This is a genomic window from Arenibacter sp. P308M17 (assembly GCF_003426735.1).
Lineage (GTDB): Bacteria > Bacteroidota > Bacteroidia > Flavobacteriales > Flavobacteriaceae > Arenibacter.
In genome coordinates, this window is sequence record NZ_QVON01000002.1 from 86,584 (window position 1) to 109,855 (window position 23,272).

17 protein-coding genes and 1 tRNA gene are annotated in these 23,272 nt (G+C 40.0%); 9 read left to right on the forward strand and 9 right to left on the reverse strand.

What is annotated here, in order from left to right:
- Positions 1–328 precede the first annotated feature (328 nt).
- The 7 genes from D0S24_RS04460 to D0S24_RS04490 all read right to left on the reverse strand — a co-directional run bounded on the left by D0S24_RS04460 (position 329) and on the right by D0S24_RS04490 (position 8,409).
- Complete coding sequence (locus tag D0S24_RS04460; RefSeq protein ID WP_117018673.1) at positions 329–2,035, reverse strand: sodium:solute symporter; 1,707 nt, start codon at positions 2,033–2,035, stop codon at positions 329–331.
- A gap of 389 nt (positions 2,036–2,424) precedes the next feature.
- The gene (locus D0S24_RS04465; RefSeq protein WP_117018674.1) at positions 2,425–4,926 is read right to left on the reverse strand and encodes a PIG-L family deacetylase; all 2,502 of its coding nucleotides are present in this window, start codon (positions 4,924–4,926) and stop codon (positions 2,425–2,427) included.
- Positions 4,927–5,003: 77 nt separating this feature from the next.
- Positions 5,004–5,552 carry a mechanosensitive ion channel domain-containing protein gene (locus tag D0S24_RS04470; RefSeq protein ID WP_117018675.1) on the reverse strand — a complete coding sequence of 183 codons (549 nt, stop codon included), beginning with the start codon at positions 5,550–5,552 and terminating at the stop codon, positions 5,004–5,006.
- A 4-nt stretch (positions 5,553–5,556) separates the two neighbouring features.
- Positions 5,557–6,507: a septum formation inhibitor Maf gene (locus tag D0S24_RS04475; protein ID WP_117018676.1), complete on the reverse strand. Its 951-nt coding sequence runs from the start codon at positions 6,505–6,507 to the stop codon at positions 5,557–5,559.
- Positions 6,508–6,541: 34 nt separating this feature from the next.
- A complete protein-coding gene (locus D0S24_RS04480; protein ID WP_117018677.1) occupies positions 6,542–7,129 on the reverse strand; it encodes a Maf family protein in 588 nt (195 codons plus the stop codon).
- A 4-nt stretch (positions 7,130–7,133) separates the two neighbouring features.
- Positions 7,134–7,661 (reverse strand): HAD family hydrolase, encoded by a 528-nt coding sequence (locus D0S24_RS04485; RefSeq protein WP_117018678.1) that lies wholly within the window; start codon positions 7,659–7,661, stop codon positions 7,134–7,136.
- Positions 7,645–8,409 (reverse strand): Rossmann-like and DUF2520 domain-containing protein, encoded by a 765-nt coding sequence (locus tag D0S24_RS04490; RefSeq protein WP_117018679.1) that lies wholly within the window; start codon positions 8,407–8,409, stop codon positions 7,645–7,647. Before D0S24_RS04490 ends, D0S24_RS04485 begins: the two co-directional genes overlap by 17 nt.
- Before the next feature lie 209 nt (positions 8,410–8,618).
- On the opposite strand from D0S24_RS04490, the gene ccsA reads away from it, so the two are divergent.
- The 5 genes from ccsA to bshB1 all read left to right on the forward strand — a co-directional run bounded on the left by ccsA (position 8,619) and on the right by bshB1 (position 15,630).
- A complete protein-coding gene (ccsA, locus tag D0S24_RS04495) occupies positions 8,619–11,795 on the forward strand; it encodes a cytochrome c biogenesis protein CcsA (RefSeq protein ID WP_117018680.1) in 3,177 nt (1,058 codons plus the stop codon).
- 156 nt (positions 11,796–11,951) lie between these two features.
- On the forward strand, positions 11,952–13,361 hold the full coding sequence (locus D0S24_RS04500; RefSeq protein WP_117019304.1) for an MATE family efflux transporter: 1,410 nt from the start codon (positions 11,952–11,954) through the stop codon (positions 13,359–13,361).
- A gap of 54 nt (positions 13,362–13,415) precedes the next feature.
- Positions 13,416–13,547, forward strand: a complete 132-nt coding sequence (locus D0S24_RS21315; RefSeq protein ID WP_258922819.1) for a hypothetical protein — start codon at positions 13,416–13,418, stop codon at positions 13,545–13,547.
- 38 nt (positions 13,548–13,585) lie between these two features.
- Complete coding sequence (locus D0S24_RS04505; RefSeq protein WP_117018681.1) at positions 13,586–14,740, forward strand: PLP-dependent aspartate aminotransferase family protein; 1,155 nt, start codon at positions 13,586–13,588, stop codon at positions 14,738–14,740.
- A gap of 167 nt (positions 14,741–14,907) precedes the next feature.
- Positions 14,908–15,630: a bacillithiol biosynthesis deacetylase BshB1 gene (gene bshB1, locus D0S24_RS04510; RefSeq protein WP_117018682.1), complete on the forward strand. Its 723-nt coding sequence runs from the start codon at positions 14,908–14,910 to the stop codon at positions 15,628–15,630.
- 11 nt (positions 15,631–15,641) lie between these two features.
- On the opposite strand, the gene D0S24_RS04515 is transcribed toward bshB1, so the two are convergent.
- Positions 15,642–17,723, reverse strand: coding sequence for a tetratricopeptide repeat protein (locus tag D0S24_RS04515; RefSeq protein WP_117018683.1), 2,082 nt, complete (start codon positions 17,721–17,723; stop codon positions 15,642–15,644).
- Between the two features lie 240 nt (positions 17,724–17,963).
- On the opposite strand from D0S24_RS04515, the gene D0S24_RS04520 reads away from it, so the two are divergent.
- From D0S24_RS04520 to D0S24_RS04535, 4 genes are all read left to right on the forward strand, one after another.
- A tRNA-His gene (locus D0S24_RS04520) sits at positions 17,964–18,039 on the forward strand.
- A gap of 661 nt (positions 18,040–18,700) precedes the next feature.
- Positions 18,701–19,297 carry a hypothetical protein gene (locus D0S24_RS04525; protein ID WP_147321429.1) on the forward strand — a complete coding sequence of 199 codons (597 nt, stop codon included), beginning with the start codon at positions 18,701–18,703 and terminating at the stop codon, positions 19,295–19,297.
- 32 nt (positions 19,298–19,329) lie between these two features.
- The gene (locus D0S24_RS04530) at positions 19,330–19,953 is read left to right on the forward strand and encodes a hypothetical protein (RefSeq protein WP_147321430.1); all 624 of its coding nucleotides are present in this window, start codon (positions 19,330–19,332) and stop codon (positions 19,951–19,953) included.
- A 50-nt stretch (positions 19,954–20,003) separates the two neighbouring features.
- On the forward strand, positions 20,004–20,696 hold the full coding sequence (locus D0S24_RS04535; RefSeq protein WP_117018686.1) for a hypothetical protein: 693 nt from the start codon (positions 20,004–20,006) through the stop codon (positions 20,694–20,696).
- A gap of 110 nt (positions 20,697–20,806) precedes the next feature.
- On the opposite strand, the gene recG is transcribed toward D0S24_RS04535, so the two are convergent.
- Entirely contained in the window at positions 20,807–22,906 is a 2,100-nt protein-coding gene (gene recG / locus D0S24_RS04540; RefSeq protein ID WP_117018687.1) for an ATP-dependent DNA helicase RecG, read from the reverse strand.
- Positions 22,907–23,272 lie beyond the last annotated feature (366 nt).

Consider the following 23,272-nt stretch of genomic DNA (forward strand, 5'->3'; position numbering starts at 1 on the left):
TCAGGTGGAAGCCGGTCATTGTCCATAGATACTCCATAGATAGTCCATAGTTAGTCCATAGTTAGTCCATGAATGGGCCGTATATGAAAATAGGCTAGGTCCACCCCTTTTTGGCGCGCTAAAATAGCTCCGTTTCAAGGCACTTTTTACCTTTCTTGGACAGCAAAATACCCTCCGGGAACCCTTGCGGAAAACGAAGCCAAAATGCAGTGTCTTTATTAAGCTATTTTTTACATAGGAATATTTGCGTAAACACAACAATTGTTACTGATCCTGGATATCTTGCAGGCCGGTTGTGTATTGATACCATTAAAAATGAAGAAAATTATTATGTCTTTATGGGCGGATTTTTAAGTAATCTATCAAAACCTTCCAATAGGGTCGCCAATAATATTATCAAACAACATCCGAAGGCATTTAACCATAAATAGGACATCCACTCATAACTCCAACCAATAATAACGATACACTGTGTGATTAAGGCGGCAACAAAAACGGCATTTCCCTTTATGAATTTAAAAAAGAAGGCGATCAAAAAGATACCCAGAACGTTCCCATAAAAGATAGACCCTATAATATTAACCAATTGTATGAGGTTGTCAAAAAGGTTGGCTACACATGCAATTGCAATGGCTATAGCCCCCCACATTAGGGTAAACCATTTTGAGGCCTTTACATAATGCTCCTGTGTAAATTCCCCTTTTTTATTACGTTTATACAAATCCAGGGACGTAACCGTGCCCAGCGCATTTAATTCGGAAGCGGTAGAGGACATGGCAGCCGAAAGGATCACGGCCAATAAAAGACCAATTAATCCTTTGGGCAGGAAATTTAAAATAAAATGAATAAATACATAATCCTTATCATTGGTCTCAACACTGTCATTGGCCAAAGAAATTAGTGCTTGGGCGGCCATTCTATTTTCCTTATCCTTCTTGTTTATGTTTACAATATGTTGTTTGGCATCTTCAATGGCACTGTATTCCTTAAGATCAAGGGCACCGGAAAATTTATTTTGGGCCATTCTTTTTTCGCTCTCCAAAACCAAATGTTCCTCTTCCAATAACTTATAATCCTCCGAATAGGAAGATTCCATTATGGCATTGGTAGCGGCCGGATTGAAGTTTAAGGGAGAATGGTTGAACTGAAAAAAAATAAAAACCATTATACCCACCAATAATATAAAGAACTGCATGGGTATCTTTAGCAATCCATTAAAAATGAGTCCAAGCTGACTTTCCCTTACCGTTTTGCCGGAAAGATATCTTTGTACCTGACTTTGGTCCGTTCCAAAATAGGCCAATGCAAGAAAAAGTCCACCTGTTATTCCACTCCAAAAGGTATATCTACTAGTGGTATTGACACTAAAGTCTAAAATATTCAATTTATCGCTGGCCCCGGCAATCTTCAATGCCTTGCTAAAAGTAATGTCCTCAGGTAAATATCCAAGTATAAAAAAGAAGGCGATGAACATCCCTGTCATTATAATAAACATCTGTTGTTTATGGGTAACGCTTACCGCTCTGGTACCTCCAGAAACGGTGTAAATTATTACAAGAATGCCTATTAAAATATTTAAGGTTCTTAAATCCCATCCCAACACTGCCGAAAGAATGATGGAAGGGGCAAATATGGTAATACCGGCGGCAAGGCCCCGTTGAATTAAAAATAATAATGCCGCCAAGGTCCTTGTTTTTAGGTCAAAACGATTTTCTAAAAATTCATAGGCGGTATATACATTGAGCCGATGATAAATGGGAACAAAAACAATACATATGATAATCATGGCCAAAGGCAGGCCAAAATAAAACTGAACAAACCCCATTCCATCATGAAAGGCTTGTCCGGGAGTGGATAGGAATGTTATGGCACTGGCCTGTGTTGCCATAACCGAGAGACCAATGGTCCACCACTTGGCATCGTGACCGCCCAGGACATAGTCCGTTACATTTTTACTTCCCTTTGTTCTCCAGACACCATATCCAACAATGAAAACAAGGGTTCCGACAAGTATGATCCAATCTATTGCAGCCATTTTATCGGTTTCCGGTCATTATTAAATAAAAAATTATAATATAGATAATATTGAGCGCTATCACCAGCGTATATTCTTTTTTCCAATCAAATTTATCAAACATAGTGATTTCTTGTTTAGGACTCATTTAAACTTTTACCAAGTTACAAGTTAAAACCTTGCCTTTAATTATCGGGACTAGTTTCTATATACCTTGGGTATCCATGTTACAAATTCTTTATTTTTGCCTATTGTGCATTGCTTATGTCCATTGCTTATTGCAGGCAGGCTCAATCTCCTTCAATACACACCCCTAACCTCCCGCAAAAAAGCGGGACAGGCACTCTCAAGAGGGGAGTTTTCCATCAGGGCCTACCGTAAATAACTATTTATTGTTCATTGTCCATTGTTTACCGCTGTTTCATGGAAAGCATATTGGCAAAAAGTCTGTAGGCCCCTGTTACACCCGCTGGCAATTCCCTGAAAAAACTTAGGCCCGTATAAATATAGTTCCCCTTCCCGTAAGCTGCAACTATTAAACTACCGGACAAGGCCTGTTCCCCCTCATCGTTCATAGCGAGGATAGGCGTAAATTCCTTGGACCATTGATCCGGAAAATACAGACCCCGTTCCTGTACCCAGCCATTAAAATCGTTTTGGGTTATTTTATTGGGATAGTTGACCAACTCGTGCGTTTTGTCCAATATGCTTACCTGGGAGGTTTCATCCGTGACCCTGTCACGTGAAATGGATAGGGGGTAGGGGGCAAGGTTGGCCATTTCCAATCCATTTCTGCCGGCAGTGTTATACTGCACAATGAGGTTGCCTCCATCCTTTACATAATCCAATAAATAGCGTTGCTTAAATTTTAGTTCTTCCACTACGTTATACGCTCTTATACCCACAACAATGGCATCAAAATGGGTCAGGGAACCGGCCTGTATGGATGTAGGGTCTATTTTTTGGACCTTATATCCTATTTGTTTCAGACTTTCGGCTATTTCATCGCCGGCCCCGTCTATATATCCTATATTTTCCCCATTCTTATGAATATCCAGACGGACCACTTTGGTTTCCGAAGGCATAAGCACCGATTGTTTGGGAATATGGTCATAGGAAATTTCTATCAACTCCTTGGTTATTTCCTTGCCATTCACTTTGATGGTCGCCGAGATAAAATTTTCATCTTCTTTAGTGGGGGGCCTAAGGAGAAAATGTAAAATTCGCTGGTCCCCATTTTTTGCTATTTCAAAAGGTTTGATTTCTTGATCCACTTTCCAGCCTTTTCCATAATGCAGTTGTATTTCGCCCTTTACATTGTCCTTATGGGCTTTTATAATGAGCGGAATTTCCTGGGGTTCGGAATTGGCAAAAATAATTATCTTGTCCTTAAAGCTTGCCGTTGCCTCGGGTAATATCTCAAAAGGTTGATATATTTCCCCTTTTTCCGGTTTGGAATACTTATAGACAATCGGTTTTTTAATGTTTATGGTAAATCCGTTGAATTCCAATTCAAAATTTACTTCAAAGGCATGGGGAGTTTCCGGTTTACCAATTAAATTTTGGTCCCTAACATCATACATTCCGGTAGTGCCTTTATTGTTCAGCCAATAGGGACTGGTGTAAGCTGTATTATTTGGGACATTTAGAGGTATTTGGAACAATTCCTTCCTATTTTCTTCCAGGACAATCTCTTTGATTATAGGATTATCCGTACCCGTGGAAACAGTTGCAAGTTTAATATCGGCACGACTTCTATTCAACACTTCAATATCTATGGGGATACTACTGCCGGGGTAGGTATGGGGCGCTGTTGCGGAAGCCTCCAGATAAAGTCCACAGACCGATTGGATAATAGCTTCCAATTCCTTTTTCTTGATATTCTTCCAATGTCCGTCCCGTAACTTCAAAATGGCCTTATACGCTTCTATAAGTTGTGGTAGGTGTTTTGACGGTTCTTCAAAGTCAAAATTCTTTTCAATTGCATATAAGATCTTACCAACGGCTTCCCCACCTTCAATGCGCGACCAAGTGGTATTTATTCCATCAAAAATATCCGATTCATTATTGGGGAGATCGCCCTTTAAAAGTTCTATATATTCGTTTTCACTGCCCCTGGTTGCCATTCTTCCAAAACCTTGGCACAAGTGCTGGCTACTGGCAAGGGAGGCTATTTCGTTATTGGATACGCCCTTTAAAGGGTAATAGACTCCCACATCCAGAGCGATCATTTTGGATTTATCCGCTTTTTGAAATTGGTCCTCGCTGCCGTAAAACCACCAGGAAGTATTAAAAAATAGCCGTTTTGGTTGCCAAACGTCCGTGCTTTTTAGTTGGTCCGGATACACATTGGGATCGTTGGCCAAATCGAAAGCCTCATAGCTGAGCATGGCCGAAGAGGTATGATGCCCATGTGTGGAACCTGGAGATCTATGATCGAATCTGTTGATGACCACATCCGGTCTAAAATTGCGTATGATCCAGATAACATCACTTAGCACCGCCTCTTTGTTCCAGATTTTAAGGGTCTCATTAGGGTGCTTGGAGTAGCCAAAATCATTCGCCCTTGTAAAAAACTGTTCTCCGCCATCTATACGCCTGGCAGCCAATAATTCCTGTGTACGCAAAACCCCCAACAATTCCCTAAGTTCGGAACCTATTAAATTTTGGCCTCCATCTCCACGGGTCAATGACAAGTAGGCCGTTTTTGCCTTCACTTCATTGGATAGATAGGAAATAAGCCGCGTATTTTCATCATCGGGGTGAGCGGCAATATAGAGGGCGGAACCCAAAAAATTTAATTTTTGAATGGAATGGAATAGGTCCGAAGAAGTATTTTTTTTAGGTGCTTGAGCCTTGATAAGCTGGCAGGAGAACAGTATCCCAAAAAAGAATACCCAAGTAAGGCGCATAATTGATAGTTTTAGTTGGTTCCCAAATATAGAAATATATAATCCGAAGCCGTAATTTTTACAACTACTTTAACAGCTTATAAAACTTCACTGCTTTCCATGGAGTCTTCATAGGTTTGTGCCATAGCAATTGCTTTCTGAAGCATCATATTGTTGGGGTAGGTAATCAATTCTCCATTACTCCTTCTAAGATGGACATGAAATGCCCTGATATCCTCAATAAGATATGCTTCATTTGGCAATTCCATTTCCTTATCCATTATTTTAATCTTATCCCCTATTTTAAACGGAAATGAGAAAAATAGGATAACCCCGGCGGTAACATTGCTCAATATGGACCATTGCGCAAAAAGGGCCACCCCAATAACCGCAAAAACGGAGGAGAAGACAAGACCAATATCCTTCATTTCTACCCCCCAGATCAGTATAAGCGCAACTATTCCAAAAGCCGTGAGTCCAACAGTGGAATATTTTACGATCAACCGGGTACGAACTTCATTGATATCGCTTATTTTACCTACTTTTTGTATTGCCTTGGTACCTAAATACTTCAATATTAAAAGTACCAACAAGCATATTCCGGTACCCAATAATTCCTTTTTGTACTCCAAAAAAAATGTTTCCATAAAATTACAATCCTAAACTGTCCCGCAAAAATACATCACTATTTTTGTTTTCCTGCCAATAGGCCCTTTTTAATGTTTTTATTTTCGTTGCCTTGGTAGTGAGGGTTTGGGCATTGGGCCCAAACCCGTTATTATAGGTTTCGGACCAATTTTCTATGGTATAAGGGAAGGTGGCACTAAAGCTTATCGCCAGGGTTCTATCCAATTCCGGATAGGTGACTTTGTAAGTGGCCATATTTGCTTCCGTTTTTATTTCCGTCCGGGCTTCATAGGCTTTTAGCGGTTTATGTGCCAAGCGTATATATTCCAAAGAGGGGATCATTGTAATGTTGCCCACTGGGAGATTGTTTGGATCGATCCTTATTTTGTTCCATATTTCGTTTTCCAAATGCGTTTTGTCCAAAGTGATGGTTTGGTCTCCTTCGGCCTCAAAATAGGAAAAGGAGCTTACCTCAAATTTATCCCTGTTGTTCAATTGGGTAAATACCTGACCGCACCATTCCTGAACGGAAGCGGTTAATTTAATGGCATGTTGATTGTCCGATACGGGATAAAAACTACTGTTCATTATGGAATAGGGATAGATTCCGGTCAGGAATTTTTTGGTACTGTTCAGCTTTAGTACGGAAATATTGTCTGGATTCGAATTATCGGCCTTCACCTGTTTGTCCGCCAAAAAAGGTTCGGTAACGTATATTAAAACCGCAGTTCCACTTCGAAGTTCCCCGTAACGGGCCTGTTCCAATTTAAAGGATGAAATTTCAGCCTTTCCCGAATACCAATAATTCTTGAACACATCCGACAACTGATTTTTTTCAGGTTTGGCCCTGGACATATTTATTTCATTGCCCTTATGGGAAATGTTTTCGGCTTCCCCAGCATTTTCCTTACAGGCACTAAAAAGGACCAGGAACAATAGGAGGGGTACAAAAATGAAAGCAAATAGACGTTGCATAGAAATTAAATTTCCTAAAATTATTCAAAAAATACTAACCCACCATGGTCATTAACGTTTTGTAGACCAATTGGGTAGGCAATCCTACCACGTTGGTGTAGGAACCTTGGATCTCCTCAATTCCAATAAGTCCTATCCAATCCTGAATGCCATAGCCGCCAGCCTTGTCGAACGGATTAAAGTTCCGGATATAATATTCCATTTCCCCAAGGGTCAACTCTTTAAATTTTACCTTTGTACAGTGATTTACAATTTGCTGACGGTCCGTGGTTGTAAAGCACACTGATGTAATTACTTCATGCCAATCGTTGGAAAGTGTTCCAAGCATGGAAAGGGCCTCTTCAGAATCGGCAGGTTTAGCCAAAGATATATTGTTATGCCAAACCACTGTATCCGAAGTAATAAGGATATCCTTGGCTCCCAGCTCTTTGCTATATCCTGCAGCCTTTAATTTTGCCAGGTAATCGGAAATTTCAGCGCCCTTTAAATAATCTGGATACACTTCGTCTGCATGTATGGGGTGTACTTTAAAATCCAGTTCCATTTCCCTAAAGAACTGTTGTCGTCTAGGAGATGCAGAGGCAAGTATAATCTGATATTCCTTTAATTTGTTATAGGACATTGTTTTAATCGTTCACAGCTTTGAAATTTTCGGCCCAATGCCCCCTCACTTTCAAAACTTGTTCAATAACATCCCTTACACATCCATCACCTCCATGCTTATGGGAGATATATTTGGATATGGCCTTTACTTCTGGGACGGCATTTTGCGGGCAACAGGGAATGCCCGCCAATCCCATCGGGGGAATATCGGGGATGTCATCGCCCATATAAAGAACATGCTGTGGATTAATATTGTAAATATCCAAATATTCGTCAAACGGATCTATTTTATGATGTGCCCCCATGTGTATATCGGTAACCCCCAACCCCCTTAAGCGCAAACGCACGCCTTCGTTGGTGCTACCGGAAATGATGCAGATATTGTACCCTTGTTGAATGGCCACCTTTACAGCATAGCCGTCTTGGACGCTCATAGTCCTCAGCATTTCCCCATCGGAGGTGATCATAATTTTGCCGTCTGTGAATACCCCGTCCACATCAAATACAAAAGTGGTGATGTCTTGAAGCAGTTCTTTATAACTTTTGTCCATATTTTTCTCCTATCAATTGACTAAACAAGCTGTAAATATCCTGATAATTTTTATTTTTTAACTGCTTTAAATGGCTTTCCATAGTTTTGACATCGTTTCTTTTGGCAGGTCCGGTCTGTGCATCGAAGGGTGGCAAATAATCCAATTTGTTCACGGTTTCCTTGATTAAAGGGGTCAATAGGGAAAAAGGTAAATTATGTTCAGTGCAAATATCCTGGCCGATAGTAAAAAGAAAATTGGTGAAATTGTTCACGAATACGGCCGCCAAGTGAAGCGATTTCCGCTGATCGCTTGTAATCTCGTGTACCTTCAAACTAATAAGGCCTGCCAATTTTTTTAAAAGTTCCAAATCATTTTTATCTTCTGCCTCTATACAGACCGGCACCTCCTTAAAATTGATCGTTTTGCCTTCACTAAAAGTCTGTAGCGGATAAAAGACCCCTCTTTTATTTAGACCTCCAAGGGATTTTAAAGGAACACTTCCCGAGGTATGCACCACTAGCCCATTCTTATCCTTCAGGAACGTCGCCACGCTGGCAATGGCGTCATCGCTAACGGCAATGATATAGATATCCGCGTCGGCAATTTTTGTAAAATCCGTCTCCGTAACCACCCTATCCTTAAAATGGGCGAGCTGATCCACATTCCGACCAATAACTTGTAGCACCCTTATTTCATTTACCCCCAAAAAGACATTGAACAAATGTTTGGCAAGGTTGCCGGTTCCCAATAAAACCAATGATATCATGTTCAAAAGTAAATATTAAATCAAAAAGATAGGCCAGGAAGAAAAGTTTTTTAAATCTATCCCGTTTAAATTTAAAAGAAAATAAATTGTACCAATTGATGATTCCTAATTTTTAAGTGAAGGATTTACTCAATTAACAAAAGATTTAATATTTAAACCCTTATAAAAATGTATTTTTGCATGATTTAAATCAAACCTTTCCTACCAAAATGATTGAACTCCTCAAGAAATTTTTCTTTTCCACTCGCTTAATGGCCGTTTTATTTATTGTATTTGCCACAGCTATGGCCTTTGGAACCTTTATAGAGAGCTGGTACAGTACGGAAACCGCAAGAATCTGGATTTACAATGCCACCTGGTTCGAGGCCATCATGGTGTTTTTTGTTATCAATTTTACTGGTAATATCTCCCGATATAAGTTATTGAGAAAGGAAAAATGGGCAGTACTGGTGTTACATCTCTCCTGGATTTTGATCATCCTTGGGGCATTTGTTACCAGGTACATCAGTTTTGAAGGGATGATGCCCATTAGGGAAGGGAATACGGAAAATGTGTTTTATTCCGATAAGACCTACCTGACCGTTTATGTGGATGGGGAGATAGACAACGAACCCAAACGGAAGATTTTGGAAGACGATATATTGGTTACTTCGGAAGCCATCAAATCCAATTTACCATGGAATTCCGATTTTAACGGACAACCGTTTACCATCTCCTATGCCGGCTTTATTGAAGGCGCCAAGGAAGGGTTGATCGAAGATGCCGATGGCAGGGAATATTTAAAAATTGTAGAGGCGGGCGACGGACAACGGCATGAGCATTATTTGGAAAGTGGCAAGGTCAGTAGCATACACAATGTGCTGTTTTCTTTGAACAAGATGACGGAAGGGGCCATAAATATTATGGAATCGGAGGGAGGGTATCAAATAAAATCGCCTTTCGAAGGACAGTTTATGAGAATGGCAGATCAGTTCCAAGGAGAATTGTTGAAAGATAGTCTACAAACCCTGCAATTGAGATCCCTGTACACTACTGCAGGCATGCAATTCGTAATTCCCGAACCCATTATTAAAGGTTCCTATGGCGTTATTACCATTCCTGAGAACGAAAAAACAGAGAATGACCTGGATGCCCTGATAGTAGATATTGATTGCAACGGTGAAACGGTGCGCAAAAAACTATTGGGAGCGAAGGGGGTAGCCAATTTTTCAGGGGAATTTGAGATTGGAGGTTTGACCTTTAACCTTTCTTACGGATCCAAGGTCTATACCCTGCCTTTTGGAATTAAACTGAACGATTTTATAGCTGAAAAACATCCCGGAACCGAGAACAGCTACGCGTCGTTTATGAGCAAGGTGACCATTGAGGACGACCGTCCCTTTGATTACGACATTTATATGAACCATATTTTGGACCACAAGGGGTATCGGTTTTTTCAAGCCAGTTTCCATCCGGATGAAAAAGGTACCGTACTGTCCGTAAACCATGACTTTTGGGGGACATGGATAACTTATATTGGCTATTTCCTTTTGTATACAGGGCTTATGGGCATTATGTTCTATGGCAAGACCAGATTTAAAAGCTTAGGGGCCTCCTTGGAAAAATTAAAAAAGAAGCAGGCCAAAATAGCGATGATCCTACTCTTGATTGTAGGACCAAGTGCCATGGCACAAACCGATGGGGCTGTTACAGACCATGCCCACAGCAATATGCCGACACCCCAACAGATAGATTCCCTTTTGCATGCTATAACCCCGTCCAAGGAACATGCTGCCAAGTTTGGGAAGTTGGTGGTCCAGGATGCCGGAGGGCGTATGAAACCCATAAATACCTTTTCGTCGGAACTATTGAGGAAATTGAGCCTAAAGGATAAGTATACCGATTTCAATTCGGATCAAGTGTTCCTCTCCATGATGTTAAATCCGGCTGCCTGGTACAATGCTGAATTTATTGCCTTGGACAAAAAAGGTCAAAATGATAGTATTAGAAAGATCATAGGCCTGGAACACGGAAAGGAGTTTGCCAAGGCCACCGATTTCTTTGATGAAAAAGGGCAATACAAATTGGCCCCTTACCTACAAGAAGCCTATGCTACCAATACCCCCAACCAATTTCAAAAGGACTTTAAGGGTTTGGACGAACGTTTGGTACTTTTGAACAGGGCGTTGGGCGGTGAAATAATAAAGATATTTCCCTTGTTGAACGACGAAAACAATAAATGGATTTCGGCCGTGGAATATAGGGGAGGGCAATTCCAAGTGTCCGATTCCCTATATGCCAATTTCATAAAAAATGCCGTACCCTTCTATTTAATGAGCCTTGAAAAGGCTGTTAAGAACGGTGATTATACGGAAGCCGATAAATTGTTGGCCGCCTTTAAAAAGAACCAGGAAAACCACGGTAGTGAAGTATTGCCATCGGAAAACAAAATTAAAGCGGAAGTTTTTTATAATAAGATAGATCTATACAATAAACTCTATAGATATTACGCCTTGGTAGGTTTATTGATGTTTGCCCTCCTTGTATTTCAGATTATTAGGGACAGGAAAGCCCTTAGATTTAGTATAGCTGGTCTTAAGATATTAATTTATGCATTTTTTATACTGCATACGCTCGGACTGGTAATGCGATGGTATATTTCCGGGCATGCGCCATGGAGCGATGCCTATGAAAGTATACTATATGTTTCCTGGGCCACTTTGGGGATGGGCCTACTGTTCAGTAAAAAAAGTAATATGACGGTGGCGGCAGCTACTTTTGTCACCGCTATGTTGTTGTGGATAGCCCACCAGAGTTGGGTAGATCCCTCCATAGCCAATCTGGTACCCGTGTTGGATAGTTATTGGTTAATGATCCACGTTGCAGTAATTGTGGGCAGTTATGGTCCGCTCACCGTGGGAATGATCTTGGGGGTGGTATGCTTGCTGTTGATCATAATGACGAATAAGGATAATAAGGAAAGAATGGAGCTGAACATTAAGGAGCTTACCATTATCAATGAACTGTCCCTAACGGTTGGTTTGGTCATGTTGACCATTGGTAATTTCCTGGGAGGCCAATGGGCCAATGAAAGTTGGGGCCGTTATTGGGGATGGGACCCTAAGGAAACCTGGGCCTTGATTTCCATAATGATCTATGCCTTTGTGATCCATACAAGATTGATCCCTGGTTTGCGCGGAAGATGGTTGTTCAATTTGTTGAGTGTCGTTGCCTTTGGAAGCATTATGATGACCTATTTTGGGGTCAATTTTTATCTGGTAGGATTGCACAGTTATGCCAGTGGCGCACAGGTTATAACCCCTACTTTTATTTATTATACTGTTTTTGGGGTAGTGGTATTGGGTGCTGTAAGCTATTGGAAAAATAAAAAATACTACCTAGGATAGTTTTGTATTTATAAAAAATTAATGCAAATTTGTGCCATTATGAAGTAAAGGAATTATGTATTTAATAGATGTCTGTCCAATCATGTAAGGAATCCTATTTTGGATTTCATGATCTTGATTGCACTTATTTTATTTGTCCAACATAATTCCATACCCATGCAAAATCACGACAAGCTTAGCTTCCCTAAATTATATAGGCATTTTATCACGGCGATTACCGGCAAAGAATCCGAATTTACTACAGGAAGTATTCGCAAGGCCATTTTTCTGTTATCCATTCCAATGATATTGGAAATGTTGATGGAGTCAATTTTTGCTCTGGTAGACATTGCCTATGTTTCCAGAGTGAGCGTTAATGCCGTAGCTACCATCGGACTTACGGAATCGGTAATTACATTGATATATGCGGTGTCCATAGGTTTGAGTATGGCAGCAACAGCGGTAGTTGCGAGAAGAATTGGCGAAAAAAATCTTAAAGGCGCCAGGGAAGCTGCCGTGCAGGCCATTATTTTGGGGATAACCATAGCCATTATTACTGGAAGCATCGGAGCTTTTTATGCCGAGGAAATTTTGGAATTAATGGGCGGCAGCCCTGAGCTTATAGAAGAAGGGCAGGGGTATACCCGATTAATGCTCGGGGGTAATATTACTATTTTACTTTTGTTCCTGATCAATGCCATTTTTAGGGGAGCCGGCGATGCCTCTATGGCCATGTGGACTTTGGTACTTTCCAACGGATTGAATATTTTGTTGGATCCGATATTTATTTTTGGATGGGGACCAATTCCCGAATACGGGGTAATGGGCGCTGCCATTGCAACCAATATTGGTAGGGGTACCGCAGTTTTGTTCCAGATAGCGATCTTGTTCTTTGGGTGGAGCAAGATCAAGATCGGTATTGCCGACCTTGTTTTTCGCCTTAAGGTAATGATAGGCCTAATAAAGGTTTCCTTAGGGGGAATAGCCCAATTTTTGATAGGAACCTCTAGTTGGATCTTTTTGATGCGAATTATGTCCGAATTTGGCAGTGAGGTACTTGCAGGGTACACCATAGCCATAAGGGTGATGATGTTTTCCCTTATGCCTTCCTGGGGAATGAGCAATGCCGCGGCCACACTGGTAGGCCAAAATTTGGGTGCCAAGCAAGCGGATAGGGCCGAAATGTCCGTCTGGAAAACAGGAAAGTACAATGCCTATTTTATGTTTTTCATTTCTGTGCTGTACCTATGCTTTGCCAAAGAGATCATTATGCTCTTTAGTACCGCCCCAAGTGTGGTTGAAAACGGGACATTATGTTTGCAGGTAATTGCCGCAGGATATGTTTTTTATGCCTATGGCATGGTACTGACCCAAGCCTTTAACGGCGCGGGGGATACAAAAACTCCCACCAAGATCAACTTTTTGGTCTTTTGGGCATTTCAGTTGCCATTTGCCTACCTAATGGCCATTATCCTTGATTATGGCCCCGTTGGCGTTTTTATAGCCATTGCCGTAGCCGAGATTATATTAACCTTGGTAACTCTTGTCTTGTTTAAAAAAGGAAAGTGGAAAGAAATCCAGGTATAACCATTTTTTCTTAGCGCATGAGGAAATTGAATTGCATAAGATTTTCCTCAATTTTTGACCCCGACCCTAAAGGGAGAAATCGAGGAAAATCAGGCTCCCCTGCCTACCGGACAGGCAGGCTTTAGGGCTTGGGGTAAAACGGATTTTCAGAGAAACCACGTTAAGACCATTTTTGTAATGTACTAAACCATTTTTTGTAATTTTACAGCTTTTAATATAATACCATGAAACCCGAAAAAAAAGGTACCAATACCATCTGTACGCATTTTGGACAGCTGGAGGACAAGGAATTTAAGGGAGCCATTTCCCCATTGTATATGGGGACGGCCTATGCATTTGAGGACATCGATGTTAAGCGCTACCCAAGATATTTCAACACTCCCAATCAGGTAGCCTTGGCCAAAAAGATAGCGGCCTTGGAACATGCGCAAGCGGGCTTGATTTTTGGTAGCGGGATGGCCGCTATCAGCACTTCTTTACTGGCCTTCTTAAAGGCGGGAGACCATGTAGTTGTACAAAAGATAATCTATGGCGGAACCTATAATCTTGTGGTGGAAGAGTTTGAAAAGTTTGGGATATCCTACTCTTTTGCCGATGGATTTCGAGCGGAGGATTTTGAGGCCAAAATTCAAAAAAACACCAAAGTTATTTATATTGAAACACCATCAAACCCCTTATTGAACATAACCGATTTACAGGCGGTTGCCGATATTTCCAAAAAGCATGACCTGGTATCCATGATCGACAATACTTTTGCCAGTCCCATAAATCAAAATCCTATTGATTTTGGAATAGATGTGGTTATACACAGTGCTACTAAATATATGGGCGGACATTCCGATATTTGTGCAGGGGCAGTGGCCTCCACGGAAGCACATATAAAAAGGATCTGTAATCTGGCCAAAAATTTTGGGGGCAGTCTTAGCGATTATACGGTTTGGTTATTGGAAAGGAGCATTAAAACAATGGGAATCCGGGTAAGGGCACAAAATGCCAATGCCCAGGTCATGGCCGAATACCTTTATAAACATAAAGATATAGCTGCCGTATACTATCCCGGCCTGCCCTCACACCCGGACCACGACATTGCCAAAAGACAGATGAAGGGCTTCGGGGGCATGCTGTCCTTTGAATTGAAGGCCGATTTTAATGCTTCCAAATTTCAAAAGGCATTAAAATTAATAAAACCGGCCATGAGCTTGGCGGGAGTGGAAAGTACGGTACTTTCCCCTACATTGACCTCACATTCCCTTTTGAGTGCAGATGAACGAAAGCGTCAGGGAATTGCGGATGGATTGATACGTTTTTCAGTTGGCATTGAAGAAATTGAGGATTTAATCGGGGATATTGAACAAGCTTTGGAAACCCTAAGAAAATAAAGTGAACACCTCGGGATAACTAATCCGCCCTTACCGGTACGGACGGGTTCACCTCTCCTTGGGAGAGCCCGCCCGGGTCGTTCGGACGGGCCTGCCTTTGCCGGCAGGCAGGGCCAGAAATGCCTTTCGGGCAGTTCTGGGTGAGGTAAAAGTAGAAACATAAACACATGAAATTAGACATACTAGTATTTGGTGCGCATCCAGATGATGCCGAATTGGGGGCAGGGGCTACAATAGCAAAAGAAGTGGCCAATGGTAAAAAAGTAGGTATTGTAGATTTGACCCGTGGGGAACTGGGTACCCGAGGCTCGGCTGAAATCAGGGATAGGGAAGCTGCAGCCGCTGCCGTTATTCTGGGGGTAGCTGTCCGCGAGAATCTGGAATTTGCCGATGGGTTTTTTACCAACGACCGGGAGCATCAATTGGAAGTTATAAAAATGATCAGGAAATACAGACCGGAAACGGTACTGTGCAATGCCATTGAAGATCGGCATATAGATCATGCCAAGGGGAGCAAACTGGTAAGCGATGCCTGTTTTTTGAGTGGACTAATAAAGATCGATACAAAGATTGATGGGGAGGAACATTGGCAAGAGGCTTGGAGACCAAAATTGGTACATCATTACATTCAATGGAAAAATATTGAACCCGATTTTGTAGTGGATGTATCGGAATTTATAGAGGTAAAGGTGAATGCCATTATGGCCTATAGTTCTCAATTTTATGACCCAAAGAGCATAGAACCGGAAACGCCTATCAGTAGCAAAAATTTTATAGATAGTGTTGTTTATAGGTCAAGGGATCTGGGCAGGATGGTTGGCATAGCCTATGGGGAAGGATTTACCACCGAGAGGTTCGTTGCCGTTCAGGGCCTTGACAGCCTTATTTAGTTGGATTTTTTCTAAGCCGATTTTTGGAATTTTTTTCCCTTGGGAACGGTAAAATAGAAGGTAGACCCTTCATTTATTTCACTCTTGACCCATAAGCTGCCACCATTTTTTATGACCATTTCACTACAGAGGGATAGGCCAAGGCCTGTTCCCTTTTCATTATTGGTTCCATAGGTTGTAATATTGGTATTTTTTGATAGTATTTGCTCCTGAACGTATTCGTCCATACCAATCCCATTGTCCTTTACAAATACTTCCAAATAATCAAGTCTATCAATATATCCTATGATAATATGCCCGTGATTGGGGGTGAATTTCAGGGCATTGCTCAAAAGATTTCTAATTACAATATCCATTTGATTTTCATCGGACCATATGATGGCCTTATTGACTATTAAATTGTCCATTGTAATCATTTTGGTAAATGCTAGTTCACTGAGCAAATTAATATTGTTTTCTATAAGGGTGTTCAGATCAACATTGGTAGGGTTGGTGGTAGCTTCCCTCATTTGTGATTGGCCCCAGGTAAGCAAGTTGTTCAAGGTAAAGGAAATACTATTTACATCGTTCTTTAACTTGGGAATGAACGACTTGAATTCCGATTCCTTAATATCACCACTGTTCAACAATTTTAATAGTCCCTCTAAAGCACCAATAGGGCCCCGTAGATCATGGGCAATAATGGAAAAAAGCTTGTTTTTGGTATTATTCGTTTCCCACAACTCGGCCTCCCTTTGCTCCAGATCCTGCTTTTGACTTTCCAGTTCCTTGTTCAACTTTTTTAATATTTTTTGTCCCCTAACCACCAAAAATGCTATTGCGCCCATAATTATAACTACTATTATGGCTAAATAGATATAGAGACGCTGTTTGGCCAAGGCCTTTTCATTTTTCAATACCAATGCTTCCTGTTGGTTCTTATGACTGATCTCAGTTTTCAACATCGTCATACTCATTTTGTTCTCATCCCTGGACAGGGTATCCGATATTTGCCTAAAAATTTCATGGTATTTAAGAGCCTCGGCGTAATTCTCCTGATTTTTATATAGTTTGTAGAGGGTATTGGAACATTTTTTCATCCCCTCCATGGACTTGATGGAGGTGGATATTTCATAGGCCATCATGGCATAAGTATGGGAAATACTGTCCTTCTTGAGGCCTAGGTTGGCTTCGGCCATCCCGTTGTACAAATCAATTATCCCTCTATCGTCCTGAAGATTTTCATGTTGTTCCGAACTTTTATCGTACCAAAATAATGCCCTGGTATACTGCTGTTGTTTTAGGTAAATCTTACCCTTTACCTCATAAGCAAAAGCCAGCCAATCCCACTCTTCCGCTTGCTCAAATATTTTGATGCTACGGTTTATTTTAAAAAGGGCATTTTGGAAATCCCCGGTTTCGGCATAAATGGAAGCCACATTGCTCATGGTCTGTGCCGAGTTTATATCATCTTCAATTGTGGCGTTTATTTTTTCCACCTTGTTATAAAAATCCAAGGCCTGAACATAATCCTTTTGGGCTGCATACAGATCGGCCACATTTTCATATAGGATGGACTCCATCTTTATGTTGCCATGGAGCTTTGCCAATTTAATATTCTCCAAATAACCGATCAAAGCTTTTGAATAATTGCCGTTATAAACATTTTCTACTGCCAATTCATTACCAATCCTCAAGGTTAGATCATGGTTATTTTCCTTTTTGGCATTGACCAGTGCCATTTCATAATTCTCTATGGCAAAGGAATGTTCCCCTTTATCGGAATAATAAGTTCCCAGTTGATATAAGGCCTCACTTACTCCCTTGTTAAAATTAATCTTGCTACTGAATTTTTGGGCTTCCCTGGATAGCAACAGGAGACTATCGGGGTTCAAGAATCTAAGCTTTGCCCCAAGATCGATTAATAATCCAATATATACAGTGTCCTTATGGACCTGTTTGCTGCGTTCTCTTAAAGTTGTTATTTTGCCCCTTAATTCTCCAATGGTGGTTTCCTGAGCGGAATTGACCCCATAAAAGAACAAGAGTATACAGAACACGGTTAATTTTAGTTTAATTTCCCGTGAGCCTACATATAATAATTTAAAAGACATTTATATTAATTTATCTAATCTGTGGATAAAAATATCCTTCCTTTAAAAAATAGACCAATTTATGTTGTGAAAGTGGTTTTTTTGTGTGTTTCGTCAACAATAATGAGTATTTGGTCGATAAACTGCATAGAAAATTATCGTATAATTCGCTAAATGAGTCTTTTATGGGATAATATAAAATAAGTGAAATTTATTTTGTGCTATAGAACTAAAGATTTATCTTTGCCACCGCTTACAAATGGTGGTTGTAGCTCAGCTGGTTAGAGCGCTGGATTGTGGTTCCAGAGGTCGCCGGTTCGAACCCGGTCTTCCACCCAGAAATACAACCCTGTCAAAAATGATGGGGTTTTTTTGTGCGCAGTATTCACAAACAATCTTAATAAAAAGGGATCAGGAACAATTACTGTGTTTGTGCAAATATTCCTATGGAAAAAATAGCTTCATAAAGACACTGCTTTTTGGCTTCGTTTTCCGCAAGGGATCCCGGAGCGTATTATGCCGTCCATGAAAGGTAAAAAGGAACTTTAAGCGGAGCTATTTTAGCGCGCCAAAAAGGGGTGGATCCAGCCTATTTGCATATACGGCCTATCTATGGACTATCTATGGAGTATCTATGGACTATCTATGGAGTTGACCCGTCCTTAAAATAGCTATATGACTTTGAACACGAACTTTGGGATAGTTTATCCTATCTTTTTCTAATTCACACACAACTTTTGGGATTGATCCATAAAAAGTGATCACGATCAATTGTTATGTTTCTGCGACGCCTGGAGTTAGTCAATAAAGGAAGAATGGATTTATTTACCTCTTGTCTAGGAACAGTACGAAGTTGCAAACTTCGTTCAGCTTGGGGTTGCGAAATCCGCACATCTCAGGGAGCTAACAATAATACCTTGGATTTGCTATATTTACTGTGTAAATGGGTATTAAAAATCATTAAATAGGAATGTTTTTTACTAATGGAAATCAATATTATGTCGTTTAGATTATCGCTGCTTTTTTTCGTTTTAACCAATTGCCTATCTTCCCAGGAGAATAGCGTTGAATGGGAACCCGGCCATATTTTTAAAATTGAGGATTTTCTGGGCTCAAAAACTGCCATAAATGAGGATATAGAAAAGGTCTTTGTGCAATCTGGGGTTATGCTGGATTTTGCCTTTCAAATGTCCAATGTTGAATTCATGTTCACAAAAAACTTCAACTCTAAAGTAGGTTGTACGTTTCAAAAGGATGCGGCAGTTATAATGGCCCCGGATAGTACAACGGCCCAAAGGCTAATTTCCCTTGTTGAGTTCGATTTTGATCTCTCAGAGCTTTACGCCAGAAAGATTAGGAAGGAACTTTACGAGAACAAAAAGACTTTTTCCGATGCAACTTTTTTTCAACCCTATTTTGACAAAATGATAAAGGAACGGAATGAAATCAGTTCCAGGGTCTATTCAGAAACAGATTTTGGAAATAAAGAAGCGGTCTTGGAAAGGGAACATGAAGTTGTAAAAAAGGAACTTAATCAATTTTCCTATTTCTGTAAGGAGTGCAAGCCCGACAAAAACAAGGATAAATCTAATTGATCAATTACAACAGCCGCTCTTAATTAATATATTTGGTATATATTTTAAAAATCAAAAATTGTTGTTTAAGTTTATTGACCTATTTCAATATTGTAATTCAAATAAACCCTGTTTCCTGCAGGGTCAATAATAAATACTCACAGATTTCGTTTTTACCTTCAGATGCAAATATTCATAATAATATAAAACATTTTATGTACCGTAATTTAATTTCTTTGATGGTTCGATGGTGGCCAAATTTAAGAATCCAATTTCTTGTAGGAACACTAATACTGCTCAACTCAGGTTGTAGTTATGATTTTGAAGTTGATTCATTTTATGAGGTTCCAGAGCCAGAAAATCAAGCAAGTATTGAAGTCGAAAATTTTCTAGACGGTATCGTTTTAACAACTTCAGGTGTTTTTGTATATAAGTTTGAAGGAAACGGGGTCCATGATTTTTGGGAAGTCATTTTTTATATTGATGATAAACCTTATTATTCAAAAAAAGCTTATTGGGCCCAATTTCCCGTAAACATTGAAGACTTAAGTGAAGGTCAGCATATTCTTAAACTAGAATACACTTTCTCTTCCAATTCGGGTAGTTTGGGTGATTTTTTTGGCGATGAGAGCCTAACGAATATAAGGGAGTACAATTTTATCGTAGACCAAAATTAAATTCTAACTAAGAACCAACTCTGTCATAATACTATCAATCAAAAAAATCTATGAAACAATATATTTTTCTGTTTTTATTTCTTTCTATATTTTTCGAAGGAGCTGCACAAAAGGATAATTTTTTTGTTGAAATGAATTATAATGATTTTTCTCATAAATCACTCAATAATTACTTAGTGGATTATTTAAAAAATTTGGAAATTCCTTATGGCACGATAACTGATGATTTCCCCGGCAATTATGGGTTTACCATTGGGTATAACTCAAATCCATTAAAAACAGCTTTTTTCTTTGGTTATAATAATACTGGAGGAAAGGCCAATTATACAGATCGCACTGGGTCACGAAGCCTTACTATACCCATAAAAGGCTATACATTTGGTTTATCATATCAAGTTCCGTTATTTAATAAGAATTTGAATAGTCCGTTTCATGTAGGGATTAGAGGCTTAGGTACCTACACACAAGTAGATCCAACACTTCGTAAAGAATATTACGGTAGTGAGACCCTATTAACGCCTTCTTTTTATTCTTATAATTTTGGTGTTGGAGTTGGCTTTATTTATGAGTTACCTATAGCATTTTTTAAATTGAGGGCTTCCGTTGGTTATGACCAATATATGGGAAGAAGATTAAAATATAATCAAAGTGATGACAGCAATATCCTATTTTCAAATGGTGAACCAGTACGTGTTCAATGGTCAGGTTTTAGATCTGGATTGGGAATTGCTATTCCGCTGTAATGATCCTACCTTAAATAGAACATTCTTAAATATATAAAAGCCACGAGAAATGAATCAATATATTGCTAAGAATGACTGCAATTATAGCACTTCACTTAAAAGATATTATACTAACTTATATAGTTCCAAATATTTTTATATTTCACCAGTTGGGTATAGGCATGTAATATAATGGGGTGTTTTTGTAAAGCAATATCCTCCTTTAAAATTTTGAAGGCATGGTATCTGGCCAGTTTTAAAATATCATTGTCTTTTATAATATCCGCTATTTTTAGATGAAGCACACCGCTTTGTTGGGTACCCATTAAATCGCCCGGTCCACGTAGCTTAAGATCAACTTCCGCAATCTGAAAGCCGTCATTGGTGCCTACCATAGTTTCCAACCTGGTCTTTGAATCGGAAGACAGTTTATGTCCCGTCATTAGAATACAAAAACTTTGTTCGGCTCCGCGACCAACCCTGCCCCGTAATTGGTGGAGTTGCGACAGGCCAAAGCGTTCCGCACTTTCTATTATCATTACAGAGGCATTGGGCACATTAACCCCTACCTCAATAACGGTTGTGGCTACCATAATTTGCGTCTCACCTTTTACAAAACGTTCCATTTCATAGTCCTTGTCCGCAGGCTTCATTTTACCGTGTACAATGGATATTTGATAATCCGGCAGTGGAAAATCCCTGGTAATACTCTCATAACCATCCATCAGGTCCTTATAGTCCAAAGCCTCTGATTCCTGGATTAAGGGATAAACTACATATACCTGTCGTCCTTTCTTAATCTCGTCCCTTATAAATTGAAATACTTTTAAGCGGTTGGAATCGTATCGGTGTACCGTTTTTATTGGTTTTCTTCCGGGAGGTAGTTCATCAATTGTGGAAATGTCCAAATCACCGTATAAACTCATGGCCAAGGTCCTAGGAATAGGGGTAGCGGTCATTACCAAAACATGGGGGGGAATATCATTCTTATGCCATAACCTGGCCCGTTGTGCCACACCAAACCTATGTTGTTCGTCAACAATTGCCAGGCCTAGATTTTTATAGGTCACCTTATCCTCCAGAAGGGCATGGGTGCCAATTAAAATATGAAGCTCCCCATTTTCCAATTGCTCGTGGATTATTTTACGGGCCGATTTTTTTACAGATCCTGTAAGAAGGGCAATGTTCACCCCAATGTCTCCGAGAAGTTCCTTGACTCCCATAAAGTGTTGATTGGCCAGAATTTCCGTTGGGGCCATAAGACAGGCTTGGTAGCCATTGTCTATAGCGAGCAGCATGGTCATAAGTGCCACAATTGTTTTTCCAGATCCTACATCCCCTTGCAATAATCTGTTCATTTGCGCATTGCTGCCCAAATCGGCCCTAATTTCCTTGATTACCCTTTTCTGGGCATTGGTCAATTTAAATGGTAGGTGATGCTCATAAAAGGTTTTGAAAAGCGTCCCCACTTTATCAAAATTATATCCTTTTATTTTTTGCTTGTGCAGTAGATTTTTAGAAATCAGCTGTAGTTGTATATAAAATAATTCCTCAAATTTAAGCCGAAATTGTGCCTTCGCCAACAATTCCTGATTTTTTGGAAAGTGGATATTAAAAAGTGCCTCCCCTTTGCTGATCAAGCCCAATTCTGCAATCAGGCTAGGGGATAAGGTCTCTTTGAATCTTCCTTTGGTCTCCAGAAATAATTGCTGGATGAGTTTGTTGGTCACCTTATTGGTTAGGCCCTTGTTGGCCAATTTCTCGGTGGAAGGATAGACGGGTTGCATATACATTTTTAACCCCTTTTCATGGTCTTCCCACAATTCCATTTCAGGATGTGGCATTGAAAAAGCCCCATTGAACCAATTGATCTTTCCGAAAATAACATATGAAATATTTAACTTTAGGTTTTCCCTGATCCATTTTTGGCCGCGAAACCAGACCAGCTCCATTTCTCCGGTATCATCTATAAATTTGGCTACCAATCGTTTTCCTTTTTTTTGTTCAACCGTTTTAATGTTGACAATCTTCCCAATAATTTGAACCTCCGAACTGGTTCGCTGCAATTGGCCAATTTTATAATATTGGGTCTTATCAATATAGCGATGGGGAAAAAGATTGATCAGATCCTGATAGGTATGTATTCCAAGTTCCGATTGTAAGGTCCCGGCACGATTGGGACCAACGCCTTTTAGGTAGGCAATAGGCGTTTGTAGTACATTGGAGTTCATTTGGGTATACTTGCTTAAGGGAAGCCCTACTTAGATGGATAGCAAAATAAGTTGGAACGACCGGTCTATATGATACTATTTTTGATAGGACTAAAATAGCTGTTCCCTTAAACAACTGCAAGTGTGGGTTTATTATTATTGGCTCTAGGTAGAAGAAGTAAACTATTCACCATCGTTAATATTGAATTTCCTAAAAGTGTTGAAAAGGGTACGACCGGTACTCCAGAAGCATTATTACGGGACATTATAGTTTTACAAATAAAAAGAACCTAGAGTTTTCTTATTTTAGGCAAAATTTTTAATTCATGGTTGGTACTGTCACCTTTACAGATTGGATACTGGCCCTGCATAAAGAATTGTAGTTCC